General features: G+C 70.1%; 18 protein-coding genes. 15 read left to right on the forward strand and 3 right to left on the reverse strand.

Annotated features, from left to right (window positions below; all coding sequences use genetic code 11):
• The first annotated feature begins 24 nt into the window (after positions 1-24).
• Positions 25-1,107: an alkene reductase gene (locus EDF46_RS13435; RefSeq protein ID WP_123506812.1), complete on the forward strand. Its 1,083-nt coding sequence runs from the start codon at positions 25-27 to the stop codon at positions 1,105-1,107.
• A 20-nt stretch (positions 1,108-1,127) separates the two neighbouring features.
• Here the strand turns inward: EDF46_RS13435 and EDF46_RS13440 are convergent, their stop codons facing one another.
• Positions 1,128-2,222 (reverse strand): glycerate kinase, encoded by a 1,095-nt coding sequence (locus EDF46_RS13440; protein ID WP_123506813.1) that lies wholly within the window; start codon positions 2,220-2,222, stop codon positions 1,128-1,130.
• 186 nt (positions 2,223-2,408) lie between these two features.
• Here EDF46_RS13440 and EDF46_RS13445 point away from each other — a divergent pair, with 186 nt between their 5' ends.
• Positions 2,409-3,116 (forward strand): ScbR family autoregulator-binding transcription factor, encoded by a 708-nt coding sequence (locus EDF46_RS13445; RefSeq protein WP_158614254.1) that lies wholly within the window; start codon positions 2,409-2,411, stop codon positions 3,114-3,116.
• Between the two features lie 251 nt (positions 3,117-3,367).
• Complete coding sequence (locus tag EDF46_RS13450; RefSeq protein ID WP_123506815.1) at positions 3,368-3,973, forward strand: GNAT family N-acetyltransferase; 606 nt, start codon at positions 3,368-3,370, stop codon at positions 3,971-3,973.
• 62 nt (positions 3,974-4,035) lie between these two features.
• On the opposite strand, the gene EDF46_RS13455 is transcribed toward EDF46_RS13450, so the two are convergent.
• Positions 4,036-4,353: a DUF6504 family protein gene (locus EDF46_RS13455; protein ID WP_370454108.1), complete on the reverse strand. Its 318-nt coding sequence runs from the start codon at positions 4,351-4,353 to the stop codon at positions 4,036-4,038.
• 95 nt (positions 4,354-4,448) lie between these two features.
• A complete protein-coding gene (locus tag EDF46_RS13460) occupies positions 4,449-5,477 on the reverse strand; it encodes a glycosyl hydrolase family 18 protein (protein ID WP_123506816.1) in 1,029 nt (342 codons plus the stop codon).
• Positions 5,478-6,313: 836 nt separating this feature from the next.
• Here EDF46_RS13460 and EDF46_RS13465 point away from each other — a divergent pair.
• The 12 genes from EDF46_RS13465 to EDF46_RS13525 all read left to right on the forward strand — a co-directional run bounded on the left by EDF46_RS13465 (position 6,314) and on the right by EDF46_RS13525 (position 19,049).
• Complete coding sequence (locus tag EDF46_RS13465; RefSeq protein ID WP_123506817.1) at positions 6,314-7,159, forward strand: glycosyltransferase family 2 protein; 846 nt, start codon at positions 6,314-6,316, stop codon at positions 7,157-7,159.
• Positions 7,156-8,133 (forward strand): glycosyltransferase family 2 protein, encoded by a 978-nt coding sequence (locus EDF46_RS13470; protein WP_123506818.1) that lies wholly within the window; start codon positions 7,156-7,158, stop codon positions 8,131-8,133. Before EDF46_RS13465 ends, EDF46_RS13470 begins: the two co-directional genes overlap by 4 nt.
• A 23-nt stretch (positions 8,134-8,156) precedes the next feature.
• Positions 8,157-9,491, forward strand: a complete 1,335-nt coding sequence (locus EDF46_RS13475; RefSeq protein ID WP_158614255.1) for a glycosyltransferase family 2 protein — start codon at positions 8,157-8,159, stop codon at positions 9,489-9,491.
• 122 nt (positions 9,492-9,613) lie between these two features.
• Positions 9,614-10,456: a helix-turn-helix transcriptional regulator gene (locus EDF46_RS13480; protein WP_123507112.1), complete on the forward strand. Its 843-nt coding sequence runs from the start codon at positions 9,614-9,616 to the stop codon at positions 10,454-10,456.
• Between the two features lie 179 nt (positions 10,457-10,635).
• Entirely contained in the window at positions 10,636-11,700 is a 1,065-nt protein-coding gene (locus EDF46_RS18740; RefSeq protein WP_233580038.1) for a DUF2510 domain-containing protein, read from the forward strand.
• A 70-nt stretch (positions 11,701-11,770) separates the two neighbouring features.
• Complete coding sequence (locus tag EDF46_RS13495) at positions 11,771-12,094, forward strand: hypothetical protein (protein ID WP_123506820.1); 324 nt, start codon at positions 11,771-11,773, stop codon at positions 12,092-12,094.
• A gap of 121 nt (positions 12,095-12,215) precedes the next feature.
• Positions 12,216-12,611, forward strand: a complete 396-nt coding sequence (locus EDF46_RS13500) for a DUF1304 domain-containing protein (RefSeq protein WP_123506821.1) — start codon at positions 12,216-12,218, stop codon at positions 12,609-12,611.
• A 96-nt stretch (positions 12,612-12,707) separates the two neighbouring features.
• Positions 12,708-12,998 carry a TnpV protein gene (locus EDF46_RS13505; RefSeq protein ID WP_123506822.1) on the forward strand — a complete coding sequence of 97 codons (291 nt, stop codon included), beginning with the start codon at positions 12,708-12,710 and terminating at the stop codon, positions 12,996-12,998.
• A gap of 21 nt (positions 12,999-13,019) precedes the next feature.
• Positions 13,020-13,904: a hypothetical protein gene (locus EDF46_RS13510; RefSeq protein ID WP_123506823.1), complete on the forward strand. Its 885-nt coding sequence runs from the start codon at positions 13,020-13,022 to the stop codon at positions 13,902-13,904.
• 416 nt (positions 13,905-14,320) lie between these two features.
• Positions 14,321-16,237: a glycosyltransferase gene (locus tag EDF46_RS13515; RefSeq protein ID WP_233580039.1), complete on the forward strand. Its 1,917-nt coding sequence runs from the start codon at positions 14,321-14,323 to the stop codon at positions 16,235-16,237.
• Positions 16,234-16,965, forward strand: coding sequence for an HlyD family efflux transporter periplasmic adaptor subunit (locus tag EDF46_RS18380; protein WP_123506825.1), 732 nt, complete (start codon positions 16,234-16,236; stop codon positions 16,963-16,965). The genes EDF46_RS13515 and EDF46_RS18380 overlap by 4 nt, the downstream gene beginning before the upstream one ends.
• Before the next feature lie 65 nt (positions 16,966-17,030).
• The gene (locus tag EDF46_RS13525; RefSeq protein WP_158614256.1) at positions 17,031-19,049 is read left to right on the forward strand and encodes a glycosyl hydrolase; all 2,019 of its coding nucleotides are present in this window, start codon (positions 17,031-17,033) and stop codon (positions 19,047-19,049) included.
• Positions 19,050-19,236: the final 187 nt, after the last annotated feature.

Here is a 19,236-nt window from a genome sequence, read left to right on the forward strand (position 1 = left end):
GGAGCCTCGCCTAAACTCGGCGGAATGGACTTGTTCACGCCCGCCGCCTTCGGCGATCTTCAGCTCGCAAACCGCGTCGTCATGGCTCCGCTCACGCGTCTCCGCTCCAGCGAGAGCGGCGTTCCCGGCCCCCTGGTCGTCGAGTACTACGCGCAGCGCGCCGGCTTCGGCCTCATCGTGAGCGAGGGCGTCTGGCCCGTGCAGGAGGGCAAGGCCTACCCGGGCCAGCCCGGCATCGAGACCGACGAGCAGGTCGAGGCCTGGCAGCTCGTCACCGCCGCCGTCCACGCGCGGGGCGGGCAGATCGTGCTCCAGCTGATGCACGGCGGTCGTGTCTCGCACACCGAGATCACCGGCACGGACCGCATCGTCGGCCCGAGCGCCGTCGCCATCGACGGCGAGGCGCACACGCCCGTCGGCAAGAAGGCGTTCCCGGTTCCGCACGCGCTCTCGACCGACGAGCTGTCGGAGGTCCGCGACCAGCTCGTGCTGGCCGCCCGCAACGCCATCCGCGCCGGCTTCGACGGCGTCGAGGTGCACTCGGCCAACGGCTACCTGCTGCACGAGTTCCTGTCGCCGGTGTCGAACGCGCGCGACGACCAGTACGGCGGCAGCCCCGAGAACCGCGCCCGGTTCGTCATCGAGGTGACGAAGGCGATCCGCGAGGCGATCGGCGCGGGCCGCACCGGCATCCGCATCTCGCCGGCGCACAACATCCAGGGCATCGCGGAGGTCGACGAGGCCGACGTGCACGCCACCTACGGCGTCCTCATGGACGCCCTCGAGCCGCTCGGCCTCGCCTACGTGTCGATCCTGCGCGCCGACCTCGACAGCGAGCTCGTCCGCGACCTGCACGAGCGCTTCGGCGGTGCGTACATCGTGAACTCCGGCTTCTCCGAGATCACGACGCGCGACGAGGCGATCCACCTCGTCGAGGCGACGCACGCCGACGCGGTCGCGATCGGCCGGCTCGCGATCGCCAACCCCGACCTCGTCGAGCGCTGGGAGTCCGAAGCCGAGGTCAACGAGCCCAACCCCGCGACGTTCTACGGCGCGGGCGCCGAGGGCTACACCGACTACCCCGTGCTGGAGTCGTCGCGCGCGTAGTGCGATAGGGCGCAGGAAGGTCAGGCGGCCCCGTCGAACCCCGCCGCCAGGGCTGCGCCCGCGCGCTCGAGCGCGGCCTCGCCGTGCGCGATCGCGGCTTCGACGGATCCCTCGAGCTCGGCGAGGGCCACCGCGGCGACGAACTCGTCCGTCCGCGCGTCGATCGATCCGGCGACCAGGGCTACGGGCACCCCTCGCGCGTGCGCGAGCCCGGCCACGTGCGAGGGCAGCTTTCCCTGTGCCGACTGGGCGTCGTACCTGCCCTCGCCCGTGATGATCAGGTCGGCGTCGTCGAGGGCGGCCTCGAGGCCGACGGCGTCGGCCACGACGCCCGCGCCCGGCTCGAGCGTCGCCCCCCACGCGAGCAGGCCGAACGACGTGCCGCCCGCCGCGCCCGCACCGGCCGCCTCCGCTGACGCCGGGAGCAGCCCCGCGTAGTGGGCGAGCCCCGCGTCCATCGCCTCGACGTCGTCGCCCGTCGCTCCCTTCTGCGGTCCGAACACCGCTGCAGCGCCGTCCGGCCCGAGCAGCGGGTTCGCGACGTCCGACACCACGATCGCACCCCGCGTCGGCACCGCCAGCATCGCGGTCAGATCGACGGACGCGAGGTCGGCGAGCCCTCGCGCGCCCGGTCGGATCGGGTTCCCGTGGGCGTCGTCGAGCCGGGCGCCGAGCGCCTGCAGGGCTCCGGCACCGCCGTCGGTCGAGCAGCTGGAGCCCACGGCGAGCAGGAGGCGGCTCGCGCCGGCGGCCAGCGCGTCGGCGATGGCCTCGCCGAAGCCGCGTCCCGTGGCGTCGAGGGGGAGGAGGCCGCCCTCGCTGAGCAGGGTGATGCCGCTCGTCGTCGCCAGCTCGACGACGGCCGTCCCGTCGGGGAGCATCAGCCACGATGCGTCGACGGGGGCTCCGTCGGGACCGGTCACGGTCACTCGGTGCCGGATGCTCCCGGCGACGGATGACTCAAATGCGGCGAGCGTTCCCTCGCCGCCGTCCGCGAGCGGGAGCAGCACGAGCTCGTCATCGCGGCGGCTCCGCCAGCCGCGTGCGATCGCCTCGGCGACCTCTCGCGCCGTCGCGCTGCCCTTGAACGAGTCCGGAGCCACGACGATCTTCATGGCTCGACACTGCCCTATCCGAAGGCTCCACGGTCTTGCATTCAGCACGGACATCCGTTTGCGCCCGTTAGGACACTCGACCAGGCAGAAACGGCGGCGTACAGGTTCGTCCGCGGTTAACATGAAAAGCGCGCAGCCAAGCCTGCGGGCGGGGGCTGCTGCAAGAGAAAGACGACGGCGATCACCGTGCCGAAAGACTCCACCCCCTCTCCAGAGACGCCGGCCGAGCGCGAGCTCCTCACGTCGCCGCCGCCCCTCGAGAAGCCTCGCCAGGAGCGCGCCCAGGCCACGCAAGCGGCCATCGTCCTGGCCGCGGCGACGATCTTCGCCGAGCGCGGGTACGCCCGCACGACTCTCGATGTCGTCGCGGTCGAGGCCGGCGTGACGAAGGGGGCCCTGTACTTCCACTTCGCGTCGAAGCGCGACCTGGCCAACGCCGTCATCGCCGAAGAGCTCCGGATGACGACAGAGAGCGCCAGGGAGATCCTCGACGCAGGAGCTCCGCCCGTAGAGACGCTCATCCGCCTCAACCGCAACCTGGTGCAGCAGATCGTGAGCGATGTGGTCGTCGCGGCCGGGGTCAAGCTCACGACCGAGGAGCTCGTGGCGCAGCTCGAGATCCAGGCGCCGTACGCGACCTGGACCGACCTCTACGTCCACCTCTTCCAGCGCGCGATCGACGACGGCGAGCTGAGGGCCGACCTCGACGCCCTCAAGCTGGCGCGCTTCGTCGTCGGCGCCTTCACCGGCGTGCAGCTCGTCTCGAACTCGCTGAACGGGCGAGTCGACCTGTTCGACCGCGTGCGCGAGATGTGGGAGCTCCTGCTACCGGGCATCTCGTCGCCGGACTGCCTCGAGGAGTGCGCAGCGCTGCCCGCACTCATCCGGTCCTGACCCCATCTGACCCCGAGCCCATCAGGCGAGCCCCCCGAACGGGTGTCCTCCATTCGGCGGTCTGGAAAAGTACCAGACGGTATGGTTTGATCGTTGAATCGGCACGGAGGGGCCGGCTGGTGTCGGCTCGCGAGGTCGATACCGTGGGGATCAGGCTGCACCGGCTGCGAAGTCGGTGCAGGCCTGGCTCGCGGCGGCGGACTCGCTCTCTCCCCTCTGCGGGTCGTCGCGTCGTCCTCTAGGGTCGTCGCATGGACTTCACGGCCCGCCCCACTCTGACCGGCGACCTGGTCACCCTCGCGCCGCTGTCGCCGGAGCACGCCGCGGATCTGGCCGAAGCGGTGGCCGCGGGCGAGCTCTGGACGACCTGGTACGCCACGCACATCGCCGCTCCCGAGACCATGGCAGACGACATCGACGCTCGGCTGGCCCTCCACGCCGCCGGACAGTCGGTGCCGTGGGCGATCGTCGACAACCGCACCGGCCATGCTGTCGGCATCACGACGGTGCTGAACCTCGAGCCGGCCAATCGCCGCCTCGAGATCGGCTCCACCTGGATCGGGCGCGAGTTCCAGCGCACCGGGATCAACACGGAGGCGAAGCTGCTGCTGCTGCGGCACGCGTTCGAATCGCTCGGCTGCATCGCCGTTGAATTTCGGGTGCACTGGCACAACCAGCAGTCGCGGGCCGCGGTCGCCCGCCTCGGCGCCAAGCAGGACGGCGTCCTCCGCAACCACAAGGTCTGGCCCGACGGCACGATCCGCGACACGGTCGTCTTCTCGATCATCGACGGCGAGTGGCCCACCGTCCGGCAGTCGCTGATCCAGCGCTTGGCCGCCGCCCGCTCGCCCCGCTGACTCTCCGCCCGAGGTCGCCGCCGGCCAGCCGAGGCGGCCGGAACCGGACGCTGAAATGCGGTTCAGAGGTAGGTGCGGAGCAGGCGCCAGCGCGCGGCATAGCGATCCAGGGCCACGTCGAACACGAGGCTCTCGCCGGTCTCGGCCGTGGCCTGGAATCGCCACGACTCGCGGGGCTCGGGCGGGTGCGTGATCGCGGGGTCGAATGCGGCCTCGTTCTGCCAGCCGGCCTCGCCGTGCCAGCCGGGCTGCGTCGGGGCCAGCCGAGTGGGGGTGTCGCTCACGCGGAATCGGCGCGCTCGCCACACGATCCGCTCGGGAAGGCCGGTGTCAGAGACCCACACCGTCACCGGTTCGTCGACCCGCGTCATGACGTCCACCCTGCTCCTCTCGTCGAGAAAATCGAACGTATGTTCGATAGGAGGAGAGCGTACGTCGAATTGGTGCGACGCGCCAAACGGGTTTCGAGACGGCGTCAGGAGGCCCGCGTGATCCGGTCGCCGGTCGAGATCTGCCAGAGGGCGACCCCGTGCAGGCCGATCGACTTCGCGTAGTTGGCCCGTGTCGTGAGCGACCGTCCGTCCGACCACCACAGCACGGTCCCGTCGGCGAGCTTGGCGGTCCACTCGCCCTGCGCCGCCACCCAGCTGGCGCGGGTGCCGGCCTTTGATCGCGCCTGCGCCGGCGTGACGACTCCGCCCGATCCGCTCGTCTTCCAGGTGTAGCCGCAGCCGGCGACGCCGAGGTCGACCTTCTTCGCCGGCACCAGGCTCGTGAGCGCGGCGACCGCCTCCTTCATCCAGGGGAGCCCGCCGACGGGGCCGGCCTCGCTGAAACCCGAGCCGTGCTCGTCGTAGGCCAACAGCACGAAGCGGTCGACGTCGGCCGTGAGCGACGGCAGGTCGTAACCCGCCGCTGCATAGGCGTCCGGCGACGTGGACGCCATGAGCGCCATCGAGATGGTCGCCTTCGCCGGCAGGGCGGCGCGCAGCTCGGACACGAACGACACCAGGTCGTCCGAGTTCGCCGCCGACAGGTACTCGAGGTCGAGCTGGACGCCGTCGTAGCCGCCGTGCTCGACCTCGCCTGCGAGGCCCGAGATGACGAACTCGCGGTTCGCCTCGCTCGACAGCATCTTCGTCGCGATCTCGGCGCTGAAGTCGCCCTTGGCCTGGTCGATGTTGTTCATCAGCAGCTCGGCCTTCTTGCCGTCGGCGTGCGCCTTCTTCAGGATCGCCAGCGCCTCCTCGGACGACGCGGCGACCCCGCCCCCCTCCGCGGTGAGGCTGACGCCCGAGATGCCCACGGTGTCGATCGCGGCCGTGTCGCGCGCGAGCGCCTTCAACGTCGCCGCGCTCGCCGTGCCGTAGCCCTCGACGGCCAGGCCGGCCGGGATGCTGGCGGCGTGCGAGTCGGCCGAGCTGCTCGAGCAGCCCGCCGTCAGGAGCAGGGCCACTGCCGCCACCCCGGCGAGCACGACCCTGGAACGCGAGCGATGGTTCATGCGACGAGGGTACTGGCACTACCTCGCGAGCCGCCCCCAGAGCGTCCAGAGCCTCTGAGCCGCCTGCCACTACCCCCAGTTCGGGTGACCGAGGGGGGCGAGAGGGGGCGCAGGAACTCGGGGCGGCCGCCCCCGATTCGGGGTCAGACGCCGTGGATCGACGGACGCCGCCCGCAGTTCCTGCGCTTCGGCTATCCACAGGGCCAGGGGTACACAGCGCGTTTCAGTCGGCAGAAAGGAGGACACGACGGGGGACCGTGTCCGCACTGCGGGAGACCGCGCCTACCGCGCCGGCCGGTAGCGCTTGCAGTCGCACAGGCTGCAGTCGGAGCCTCGCCGATAGTGCTCGTGGGCTTCTCCGACGTGCCCGCACAGGCAGACGGGCGGGTGGCTCGAGTCGGCGGTCGGCATTGATCCTGATTTCGATGATGAGGGCGGGCGGGGCACGGTGATCTCCTCGCTCGTCGAGTGTGCCGGAAAACCGCGTTCGGCACCACGGGCGGCCGAGATGTGCCCGGGGTACAGCTGTGTCCTCCATGGGGACCACCGGTGTCCTCCCTGTTGCCCACGAACCGGGTGACAAACGGGGGACCGAAACGGCCCGCAGATGGCGAGAACCCTGTGAAGGACCCCCCGTACGCGGGGGTTCTCGCTTCGATCCGGACGAGGCTAGTTTGGCAACACCCGAAGACGAACGGAGCCTCCCGAAAGGCTTCGCCCGTCACAGGGGCGGTCGACCCGAAAGGCCGCCCCGACATCTGCCGGTCGAATCACCCAGACTCCTCACCGGCGGATGAGTCACCCCCCTGATCCGCCTACCCGAATGGCAGTTCCCCATGATCGTCCGCACGCCCCTGCGCCCCGCAAACCCGACCATCTCGATCATCGTTCCGACTCGCAACGAGGCGAAGAACCTCGAGGTCATCCTCCCCCAGCTCCCCGACGTGCACGAGGTCATCCTGGTCGACGGCAACTCGGTCGACGGCACCGTGGAGGCGGCCCGGCGCGTGCTGCCCGGCATCAAGATCGTCCAGCAGACCCGCACGGGCAAGGGCAACGCCCTGGCCTGCGGCTTCGAGGCGGCCACCGGCGACATCATCGTCATGTTCGACGCCGACGGCTCCGCCGACCCGGCCGAGATCCCCGCGTTCGTCGAGACCCTGGTCAGGGGCGCCGACGTCGCCAAGGGCTCGCGCTTCCGCAGGGGCGGCGGCTCGGAAGACCTGACGCTCTTCCGCTCCGGCGGAAACCTCGGCCTCAACCTGATCTGCAACATCCTGCTCGGAACCAAGTACTCCGACCTCTGCTACGGCTACAACGCGTTCTGGCGCGACGTGCTCCCCGCGATCGACCTGCTCGACTCGTCGCTGCCGGCGCCCGTGGGCGGCGGCATGCTGTGGGGCGACGGCTTCGAGATCGAGACCATCCTGACCTGCCGCTTCGCCCAGGCGGAGCTCCGCGTCGTCGAGGTGCCCTCGTTCGAGAAGAACCGCATCCACGGCGAGTCGAACCTCAACGCCATCAGCGACGGCATCCGCGTGCTCAAGACCATCTTCGACGAGAAGCGCCGCGACAACTCCGCCTACGCCGCCGCGACCGCGTCGGCCTCCGCCCCCGAGCGCGAGCTCATCGGCGCCGTCACCGCTCCGATCCGCATCCAGTCCGACCGCGAACTCGCGTGAGCGCCCCCCTCACCGTCACCGTCGTCGTCTGCGCCTACACTCAGCGCCGCTGGCACGATCTCCAGGACTCCGTCGAGTCGGCCCGCCTGCAGAGCGGCACGACCGAGGTCGTCGTCGTCATCGACCACGAGCCCGAGCTGCTCCGCATGGCGCAGGACCGCTGGCCGACCCTGACCGTCCTCGAGAACACCGAGGCCCGGGGTCTCTCGGGCGCTCGCAACACCGGCGTCCGTGCCGCGACCGGCGAGGTCGTCGCGTTCCTCGACGACGATGCCATCGCCGACGCCGACTGGCTCACCTGGCTGATGGACGCCTTCGACGACGTTCACGTCGTCGGCGTCGGCGGCCACGCGCAGCCCGTGTGGCCCGACGAGCGCGGTCCGAGGCTCTACCCGGACGAGCTTCTCTGGATCGTCGGCTGCAGCTACACCGGCCTCCCCACCGAGACGGCCGACGTCCGCAACGTGATCGGCTGCTCCATGGCGTTCCGCCGTGCGGCGATCCTCACCGCCGGCGGCTTCTCGTCGGCCGTCGGCCGGGTCGGCAACGTCCCGCTCGGCGGCGAGGAGACCGAGCTGTGCATCAGGATCCGCCAGGCGGATCCTGCTGCCCGGGTCGTCTACGAACCCATGTCGCTCGTGCACCACCGCGTGTCGGCCGACCGGGGCACCTGGCGCTATCTGCGTCGCCGCTCGTTCTACGAGGGAGTCTCGAAGGCCGTGCTCAGCCGGTCGCTCGGACGGACCGATTCCCTCTCGAGCGAGTCGGCGTACCTGACGCGCGTGCTGCCCAAGGCGTTCTTCCGAGAGCTCGGCGAGTTCCGCGACGGGGGCATCCGGCGCGCCGCGGCCATCGCGCTGACCGTCTCGGCGACGATCGCCGGCTACGCCGTCGGCGTGGTCTCGGGTGCCACGGCAGCGGACTCCCCCTCCCTCTCGAAGCAGATCCGGCGGCACGCGGTCGTCGCACGATGATCGCGCTGCGCTTGGAGCGCCCGATGGACAGCCCGATCGCCCCCGACTGGTCGGGGGCGATCTGGATCGGCGCAGTCGACGTCGCCTCTCTCGAGGGCGTGCACGGCGACACTGTCGTGCTCGGCGACAGCACCGGCTACAGGCGGGCGCGGCTCCTGATCCGCCGCGGACGCGCCGTGCTGGGCTTCGTCGAGCTCCCCGTGGTCGACCTCCCGCAGATCGGCGGAAGCGTCTCGTTCGACGACCTCGTGTCGAAGATCGCGAAGCTCGGCCCCGTCGCGGGCTCGATCGATCCGATCCACCTCCCGACGGTCACGGTCATCGTCTCCACGCGCGACCGCGCCGACCAGCTCCGCGGCGCGCTCACCTCGGTTCTGGCGCTCGACTACCCGGCCTTCGACGTCATCGTGGTCGACAACGCTCCGGCGACCGACGCCACGCGCGTGCTCGTCGAGACCGAGTTCGCCGACCCGCGCGTCCGCCTCATCCGCGAGCCCGTCGCCGGCCTCTCGCGAGCCCGCAACACCGGTCTCATCGCCTCGACAGGCGAGTTCGTCGCCTTCACAGACGACGACGTCGTGGTCGACAGCCACTGGCTGCGCGCCCTCGTCGCCGGCTTCGCCCGCGGCGCCGACGTCGACTGCGTCACCGGCCTCGTGCCGAGCGGCGAGCTGCGCACCCCCGTGCAGCGCTTCTTCGACGACCGCGTGAGCTGGTCGGGCAACCTGGTGCCTCGCGAGTTCCGGCTCTCGGCGCCTCCGGCCGACCTGCCCATGTTCCCGTTCTCGGTCGGCGAGTTCGGCACCGGCGCCAACTTCGCGCTGCGCCGCACCCGCGCCATCGAGCTCGGCGGCTTCGACACCGCGTTCGGAGTCGGCACCCGCACCGGCGGCGGCGAGGACCTCGACATCTTCACCCGCGTCCTGTTCGCAGGATCGGCGCTCGTGGTCGAGCCCTCGGCCCTCGTCTGGCACCGCCACCGCGCCGACCTCGGCGCGCTCCGGTCTCAGGCGGTGGGCTACGGCACCGGGCTCGGCGCCTGGCTGACCAAGGTCGCGCTCGACCCGACCATGATGAAGGTCGCCGTCCGTCGCGCCCCGTCGGCCCTGCGCCGTCTCGCGGCCAAGGGCGGCGGAACCCTCGAGAGCGGCGAGCCGGTCTCGGACGACGCCGCGCGCCTCGGCGTCACCGCGGCTCCGGCCGAGGGCGGCACCGACTGGGCCAAGGCCGTGTCGAAGGTCGGCTGGACCGAGCTGGTGTCGGTCGCCAAGGGGCCGGGCCGCTACCTGCGGCAGCGCTGGAACGGCACGGGACTGATTGATCCTCAGATCCGGACGGCGGCACTCGCGCGTCGATGACCGCCCCTGCCGGACAGCCGCGACTGTCGCCACGAATCTCCTCGAAAATGCTGGGCGGGGCGGGCGGGGAGCGGCGGTCCCTGGCTCGCCGGCGGCGCCGGGCGGAGGATGGACGCATGGACATGGACCGCGCCCAGCTCGCCGACTTCCTGCGGCGCCGCCGCGAGGCGCTGACCCCGGCCGACGTCGGACTCGCCGCCGGCAGCCGCCGTCGCACCCCGGGCCTGCGCCGCGAGGAGGTCGCCCTGCTCGCCGGCATGAGCGTCGACTACGTCGGCCGTCTCGAGCAGCAGCGCGCCACGCAGCCGTCCGAGCAGATGCTCGGCGCCATCACGCGGGCCCTGCGCCTGACGCTCGACGAGCGAGACCACCTCTTCCGCCTCGCCGGCCACAACCCGCCGCAGCGGCTCGGGTCGGGCGACCACGTGAACGCGACGATCCTGCGGATCCTCGACCGCCTGCACGACACCCCGGCGCAGGTCGTCGACGACCTCGGGCGCACGCTCGTGCAGAACCCCCTCGCCGTCGCGCTCATGGGAGACGACGAACGGTTCAACGGACTCGACCGCAGCCTCGTGCACCGCTGGTTCACGCGGCCCGACGGGCGCGACGTCTACCCGGAGCAGGACCACGCCTTCCAGTCGCGCTTCCAGGTCGCCGAGCTCCGGGCCGCCGTCGGCCGCTACGGCGCGAACGATCCCCGGGTCGCGCCGATCCTCGCCAGCCTCCTGGCCGGCAGCGCCGAGTTCGTCGAGCTCTGGAAGAGGCACGAGGTCGCCTCGCGGGTCAGCAACGAGAAGCGGATCCGGCACGCAGAGCTCGGCGTCATCGAGGTGCGGTGCGAGATCCTCACCGTCAGCGACGCGTCTCAGCGCCTGCTCGTGTTCACGGCCGAGCCCGGCAGCGAGTCGGCGGCGAAGCTCGACCTGCTCGGCGTGGTGGGGCGGCAGACCTTCGCCGAGTGAGGCTCTCCGCGTGAGATGGCCCTCTCGGTCGCCCCGGGGCGGGGTGGATGACGTCAAGGGCCATCTCGCGACGTTCCCTGGTCTCTGCAAGGAAGCCGGACCTAGGCTGGGCCTGCACGAACCCGAGAACGTCCGCGGGCGCAGGAACTGCGCCCGGCGTCTAGAACGAATGGAACTCCGTGAGCGACTCGACCGGCGCATCGCCGCAGCCCGGCTGGTACCCCAACCCGTCCGGAGACCCCGGCTACCGCTGGTGGGACGGCCGAGCCTGGACGGAGCACGTGCGCGCACCGGAGCCGCAGGCTCCGCTGCACCAGCACGATGCGGCGCCCGCCGCCCCCGCTCCGGCGGCCCCGGCGGCGGCCGTGGGAGTTCCTGCGCCCTCGTCGGCCGTCGAGCCCGAGGCGGCCGCACCCGCGCTCGACCTCGGCAAGCGCGATGACGACAAGCCCGCGTACGGCGAGCGGATCCCGGGCTACCAGACGCCGGGCTCGGCCCGGCCCGAGCAGCAGCAGCCGGCCCAGCCGTACCGCCAGCAGAGCGGCTACGGCCAGCAGACCGGCTACGGCCAGCAGCAGACCGGCTACGGGCAGCAGAGCGGCTACGGGCAGCAGCAGCCGCACGGCCAGCAGTCGCCTTACGGCACGCAGCAGGGCTACGGCCAGCAGCAGCCGGTCGGGACGCAGCCCTACGGCGCTCAGCAGCAGCCCTACGGCGGCTACGGCGGCCAGCAGTACGGCTACGGCCAGCCGATCCCGAAGGCGCCCGAGGGTGCCAAGGTCACGAACATCTTCATCTGGCTGATCGTGCTCCTGCCGATCATCTCGCTGATCTTCAGCCTGGCCTCGATCGCCAGCCTCCAAGGGGTCGTCGAAGACGTCATCAAGTCGGCGCAGACCGATCCGACGGGGTCGACCGTGCCCACGACGCCAACCACACCGCTCGAGATCGTCGGCAACGTGGTGGGCATCCTGATCGCGGCGGCCACCATCGTCCTCGCCTACTTCGACTGGAAGGCGCTCAAGGCCGCCGGGGTCGTGCGCCCCTTCCACTGGGCCTTCGCGTTCTTCGCTCTGATCACGCCGCTCGTCTACATCATCGGCCGCAGCGTCGTCGTGCACCGCCGGTCGGGTCGTGGTCTCCTGCCCCTCTGGGTGTCCATCGCGATCGCCGTGATCGGACTCGTCCTCGGCATCACCGCGTTCGTAGGGATCATCTCGGGCGTGATGGGGTCGATCAACTAGTCCGCTCTCTCGCACCGCGCCCTGGGCGTTGCCTCCGCAACCCGGGTCGCGGCGGCGTACCGTGCAGGCCATGGACGGGTTGACCGAAAGCGAGGCGGCGTCTCTGGCGCTCGCCCTCGTCGCGGTGGCAACGGCCTCCGTCGACGGCGGGGAAGACGCCATGCGCGCCAGCGACCACGGACTCGTCGAGCTCGTCGACGGCCTCTCCGACGTGCCCCTCACCGACCGCCAGGCCGAAGTCGTCGAGATGATCGGGTCGGCCAGCGCGGCCATCACCGCAGGCATCAGCAGCGCGCTCGCCGAGCAGCGAGACCTCGACGTGCACGTCGTGCTCCGCCTCGCGGCCCGCGCAGTGGTCGAGCACTCGCATGGCGCTGGCGGCCGCGCGGCCTGAGTCCGCGACCAGAGCCGCGGGCGGCGCGACACGCCTTCGCCTCCGCGGTTCCGGTCCGTCGCTGGACCATGCTGAGAGCAGGGCGCAACCGGCCCGTCGTCGCACTGACAGGGGTCCGCGCATGCTCATCGCCGCACTGGTGGTCGCGGGGCTCGCCGCCCTCCTCCACATCGTGTTCTTCGTGCTCGAGAGCGTGCTCTGGAGGCGGCCCACCGTGTTCGGCCGGTTCGGCATCGCCACGCAGGCGGAGGCCGACACCATCCGGCCGATGGCGTACAACCAGGGGTTCTACAACCTCGCCCTCGCCATCGGCGTCATCGTCGGCATCGTCCTGCTGGGAGGCGCCGACGGCGCGTTCGTCGCGGGCAAGACGCTGGTGATCTTCGGCACGGCCTGCATGGCCGTCGCCGGCATCGTGCTCTCCACCACGGGTCGTGCCTACTTCCGGCCGGCGCTCATCCAGTTCGTGCCCGCTGTGGTGGCACTCATAGTGACCGCAATGGCACCTGCGTCCTGATTCCAAGGGCTGAGGATCAGTCTCGGGGTGGATGCACTGCAGGCGTCCGTGCTGTGGAGTGGAACCCACGGACCAAGGGTGGGGGCGGGAGCTGACGTGAACGCGTACGGAGAACTGGCACAGGACCTGTGGAGGGCCGCCGACGAGCGGCGCTTCGCGCAGATGCAGCACCGTGACGACTTCTTCGCCGAGCTCGGATCGCGCGTCGCCCGTCGCGTCGACGAGCTCGTGCCGGTGTTCGCCGGCGATGCCCCGACCCGCGAGCCTGGTCGACTCCGCGACCTCCGGCTCCGCAAGGCGAAGAAGCAGGCCGAGGAGGTCGCCTTCCAGGAGCTCATCTTCTCGCAGACGGTGGCGCCCCCGGCCGAGGTGTTCGCCGACGCCTGAGCCTGCTGGGAGGATTGAGGCGTGACCTCGACGCCTCCCGCCCTCGGCCTCCTCCTCGACGTGGACGGCCCCATCGCCAGCCCGATCACCCGCAGCATCAACCTGCCCGAGATCACCCGCGACCTCGTCGCCCTCGCGCACGCGGGCGTCCCGCTCGTCTTCAACACCGGCCGATCCGACGCGTTCATCCGCGAGGAGGTCGTGAGGCCGCTGCTCGCCGCGGGGCTCCGCGCTGACAGCCGCGTGCACGGCATCTGCGAGAAGGGCGCCGTCTGGTTCTCGATCGGCCCGCAGTACGGCCCTGCCGGCACGAGCGAGATCCACGTCGACGAGTCCCTCGCGATGCCGATCGACTTCGCCGCCGAGATGGATGAGCTCGTGCAGGCGCGCTTCGCCGACAGCGTCTTCTTCGACCACACCAAGCGCGCGATGGTGTCGGTCGAGCAGCTCACGTCGATCGATACCGAGGCCTACCTGGCGATCCAGCCCGTCTTCGACGACCTGGCCATGGCCTCGCTCCAGCGGCGCGGCTTCGGCGTGCGGCGGGTGGACGACGAGCGCCCCGACGCCGACGGCGCTGTGCAGTGGCGCATCGACCCGACCATCATCTCGACCGACATCGAGTCGGTCGTCCTCGGCAAAGACCTGGGTGCGAAGCGGGCTCTCGAGCTGCTCGCCCTCGACGGCGCTCTGCCCCTCTCGTGGCGCACGGTCGGCGACTCGCGGAGCGACTACGCCATGGCCGACTGGCTGGACGCCGAAGGCTACGAGGTCGAGCACGTCGACGTGCGGCCGTCCGACGGGGTGCCCGAGAAGGGGTATCCGATCCGGGTGAGCGCCAGCGGGGCCATCCACGACGAGGCGGGGGCCGAGTTCCTGCGCTCGTGGCTGGAGCAGGTGGCCTGACGGCGTCGCGCGCCTGAGAAACCCCTGGCAGCTATGGCGTCATCGACACGGCACCCGCCGGGTGGGTAAGCGTTGTCATCGGGTGGTCTGTGCGGGTGAGAGGCCGGTTATGCGGGGGACAAAGGCACAAGTGCCCCCCTTTTGCACCCCAAACGGGGGTCGGTCAAAAGAGGGACCTCAGGATAATCTGACCAGACCAACTCGGACGGCCGCCCAACCGTCTGCAGAGCACGATGGCAACTCCGTTCATCCCAGTCCATTCGTCGTCGCCGTAGCCGACACCCCGCCTTCGCGAGGGCTCGCCCACCCAGCTGCGCCCTTCTGTCGGCATCTCCCCTGACCCGAATCCAGGAGACCTGTCCCGCATGTCCCGAACCATGCCCGGCGAGCGCACGTCCGCTCGCAGATCCACCCACGTGAGCCGCGCTGAGACGCGGCTCGAAGCCGAGCGGATGCGCCTCGAGGAGGCCGCCGCCGCCAAGAAGGCCGTCCGAGCTCCGAAGGTCCACACGACCGCGCACATCACGGCGGGCGGTCGTCCCGAGGGGCGCACGCACTCGCCGGTGATGGTGCTGCTCGTGCTCGTCGCGACCCTCGGCATCCTGCTGTACGGCCAGTTCCTGCTGAACCCTGCGAACCGTGGCGACCTGCTGCCGTACTGCATGGTGATCGTGGCGGAGGCCGTGGTCGTCGTCCAGGCGCTGCTGTCGATGTGGACGATCCTCTCGGGCGGCGCCGACCCCCGCGACTTCGACTTCCACCAGACGCAGGAGACGCTGTACGACGAGGACGAGATCGAGCGTCTCGGCCTCGCCGACCAGCCGCACCTGTGGCCCATGTACATCAACGGCAAGCGTCAGCTGATCGACGTGTTCATCACGGTCTACGGCGAGGACGTCGCGAAGATCGAGGCCACGCTCGTCGCTGCCCTCGCCCTGCAGGGCGAGCACCGCACCTGGATCCTCGACGACGGCAAGAGCGACGAGGTCCGCGACCTGGCCGCGCGCCATGCCGCCCGCTATGTGCGTCGACTGACGAACCACGGCGCCAAGGCCGGCAACGTCAACCATGCGCTCTCGCTCGCCAAGGGCGAGTACTACGCCATCTTCGACGCCGACTTCGTGCCGAAGCCCGAGTTCCTCTTCGAGACCGTGCCGTTCTTCGTCGACGACAAGGTCGCTTTCGTGCAGACCCCGCAGGCGTACGGCAACCTGTCGTCGCTCGTATCGCGTGGCGCCGGCTACATGCAGGCCGTCTTCTACAAGTTCATCCAGCCGGGCCGCAACCGCTTCAACGCAGCGTTCTGCGTCGGCACGAACGTGATCTTCCGTCGCGCCGCGATCGACTCGATCGGCGGAATGGACACCGCGTCGAAGTCGGAGGACGTCTGGACCTCGCTGCACCTCCACGAGGCCGGCTGGCGCTCGATCTACATCCCGCTGACGCTCGCCGTCGGCGACGCCCCCGAGACCATCGAGGCGTACTCGAAGCAGCAGCTCCGCTGGGCCTCGGGCGGATTCGAGATCCTGATGCAGCACAACCCGATGTCGCCGAAGCGCACGCTGACGATGGACCAGAAGCTGCAGTACATGGTCACCGCGACCAACTACCTGACCGGCATCGCGCCGCTCCTCCTGCTCCTGGTGCCGCCGCTCGAGATCTTCTTCGACCTGCGCCCCATGAACCTGACCATCTCGCTCTGGCAGTGGATCCTCTACTACTGCAGCTTCTACCTGATGCAGATCCTGCTGGCGTTCTACACGCTGGGGTCGTTCCGGTACGAGGTGCTGATGCTGGCGACCGTGTCGTTCCCGATCTACGTCAAGGCGCTCTGGAACGTCATCACCGGCAAGGACGAGGGCTGGCACGTCACCGGAGCGAAGAACCTGCAGAAGTCGCCGTTCAACTTCATCATCCCGCAGGTGCTGTTCTTCGTCTTCCTGGCGCTGACCAGCTGCGTGGCGATCTACCGCGACATGCAGAACGGCGTCGCGACGCTCGCCACCTTCTGGAACCTGCTGAACACCTTCATCCTGCTGTCGTTCATCATCGTCGCCTTCCGCGAGGCCAAGCAGATCCGCAAGGCCAACAAGGCCACCCTGCGCGGCGAGGTCGTGACCGACGTCTACGAGCCGGTCGCTGCCGCCGCCAAGGCCACCCGCACGCGGATCTCCCGACCCGCGCCTCGCAGCCCCGAGGAGATCGCTCTCCTCGAGACGTCGATCGAGGACACCCTGCCTCGTTCGCGCCGAATCCAGCCGCCGGTCGTCACCCCGCCCGCATCGCTCACCACCAGTCCTTCTTCCGCCACCGACCAGAGGGTTGCTTCATGACCTGGGCCAGCCGTTTCAAGCTCTTCGCGGGCATCGTCGTCGTGATCATCCTCGTCGCCGCATTCACCGTGATCTTCACCAAGAGGCAGTCGCAGGTCATCTCGACCAGCGCCAGCATCCAGGCCGAGGAGTACAAGATCGGCACCGACTACTCGGGCTCGATCACCAAGCAGTACGTCGTCGACGGCGACACGGTCACGAAGGGCGACCCGCTCTTCACGATCAAGAGCCTGTCGGTGCTGCAGGACGTCTCGTCGAACCTCCTCAGCTACAACAGCGCCGCGTACTCGGTCACGGCCGACGGGACCATGACCTTCAAGGCCACGGTCACCGGCACGGTCACCGACATCGCGACCAAGGAGGGCGGCTTCGTCCAGGCCGGCGCCGACCTCGCCACCATCGATGCGGCCGACAGCCTCTTCGTGATGGGCGACTACAACCTGACGCCGCGCGACTACGAGCGCATCCAGTCCGGCGGCACCGTCGACCTGACCCTGCCGAACCAGACCGTGCTCAACGGCACCGTCAAGAAGGTCTCCGTGCAGACGACCGACGGCAACGCCCAGACGTCCGTCCAGGTCTCCAGCAAGTACCTGGTGCAGGGCTCGGCCTCCGGGCTCGTCGCGCCGGGCACCCCGGTGACGGCTACGCTGCACCTGCGTCAGGACGGCATGTTCGCCGGCGTCCAGGACGCCATGCTCGCCTTCGTCCAGAAGATCGGCCTGTAGTCATCGGTGTCGTACGCCGCGGCCGCCTGGCCGCCGCCGCCCTCGTGGCGGCCTCGGCGCTCCTCTTGAGCGCCTGCACCTCGGAGGGAAGCCAGACGACCCAGACTCCATCGCGGCCGAGCACCGCCTCGACCGTGCTCGGCGACTCGACGGTCGCTCCGCTCGTCAAGGCACTGCCGCAGAAGTCCATCGCTCCGGCGACGACGACGAAGCTGGCGAAGGGCCTCATCCCGCCGACCAACAAGTGGTACTCCGGGCTGGCCTTCGGCGCCGAGTCGTTCGCGGTGTTCCCCTTCCCGATCTCGTTCCAGGAGACCGCGACCGGCTTCTCGGCAGGGCTCCCGCCCGTCACGGCGACCGAGAACACGCTGTTCGGTGAGAACGTTCCGCAGGTCACCCTCGACGTGGGCGCCTCGACTGCGGTCGTCAGCCGCTACGACGACGTCTCTGTGACCGTCGAGCACCGCAAGGGCTCGACCGTGATCGGCCACACCACCATCGCCGAGGGCTCGCCCCTCGTCTCGTACGTCGCCGCGAGCTCGCAGACGACCACTCTCGACGGCCAGGTCGCGTCGACCGTCGCCGGCCGCGGGACCCTCACCGTCTCGGGCCAGGAGTGGGCTGTCGTCACGACCGGGGGGTCGATCGACGGCGCCTCCGTGAAGCTCGACAAGGGCGGCAGCGTCGTGCTGTTCCCCGTGCCGTCGGGCGCCTCCTCATCCCAGCTGACGAAGCTCATGACCGCCGCCGAGGCTCCGCTGACCGGTGTCACGACGGCCTACAAGTCGGTCTCGAAGGGCGAGCAGACGTCGCTCGGGTACACGACCGCGTCCGGTTCGAAGGCGCAGTCAACGATCGTCGTCCCCCTACCGCACCAGGGCTCCGACGCCGCCAGCACGGGCTGCACCGGCCTGACCTACACGACCATCTACGGCACGGTGCCGGTCTGCATCTCGTCGGGGCTGACCTTCACGACCGCCGCGGTCGAGGCCACCGGCGAGCTCGACCTGTCGAAGCTCTCGTCGTCGCAGAAGGCCACCCTGAAGTCGCAGCTCGAAGTCGACGTGTCGTCGCTCCCGACCTTCAACACCGACACCTACTACGGCGGCAAGTCGCTGTACCGCGCCGCGATGCTCCTGCAGATCGCGCGGCAGCTCGGCGACTCGGCATCCGCGAAGACGCTCACGACGAAGCTCACCACAGAGATCTCCCTGTGGATGGAGCCCGACGGCTGCACCACACGCGGCCAGGAGTGCTTCGTCTACGACCCGAAGCTCAAGACGATCGTCGGCCTCGTGAACTCGTTCGGCTCCGAGCTCGCCAACGACCACCACTTCCACTACGGGTACTTCCTCTATGCGGCGGGCGTCGTCGCGCAGAACGACCCCGCGCTGGCGAAGAGGTGGGCGCCGGTGATGAACCTGCTGGCCGCCGACATCGCGACCAACACGGGCGACCAGTCGGGCACGTACTTCCCCGACACGCGCGCGTACGACCCGTACTTCTCGCACGCCTGGGCCTCGGGCTACTCGGAGTTCAACGACGGCAACAACCAGGAGTCGTCGTCCGAGGCCGTGAACGCCTGGAACGGACTCGCCCTCTGGGCCAAGGCCTCCGGCGACTCGGGGCTCGAGGCCGAGGCGAACTGGATGCTCAGCGGCGAGACCGCGTCGGCGCTGGCCTACTACGTCAACCCCGACCTCACGGGCTCGGAGTTCGACGGCTTCTCGCACGAGCTCGTCTCGCTCAACTGGGGCGGCAAGCGCGACTACGCCACCTGGTTCTCGGCGGCGCCGAGCGCGATCATCGGCATCCAGTTGATCCCGATGAGCCCCGTGTCGACCTATCTCGGCACCGAGGCGGGCGGCGGTTCGAAGCACATCATCTCGCTCGTCGACACGGCGCTCTCGGCGGGGACCAACGTCACGCTCGCCGACTACGTGCTCATGTACGAGTCGCTTGCCGGCACCTCGTCGGCTGACGCGGCGCTGGCGGCGGCGAAGAAGTTCCCGAGCGCCTCCATCGACAACGGCAACTCGCGCACCTACATGCTCGCGTTCATCATGGCGCAGCAGACGAAGTAGGGCCCGCTGCAGGCGGGGCCGGCGTCGCGCTCCCGCGGGGGCCCGGCGGCGGCCGGCCCCCGTCGGGTCGGCGGGGTCGGCGGCGGCCGGGAGTTCCTGCGCCCGGGCCGTGCCCCGAATTTCAAGGAGATTTTCGGGCCGACCGTGGCCCGATCCGCCTCACTTTCGTGCTGGCGCGGAAATCTCC

It is taken from the genome of Frondihabitans sp. PhB188, from assembly GCF_003752365.1.
Lineage (GTDB): Bacteria > Actinomycetota > Actinomycetes > Actinomycetales > Microbacteriaceae > Frondihabitans.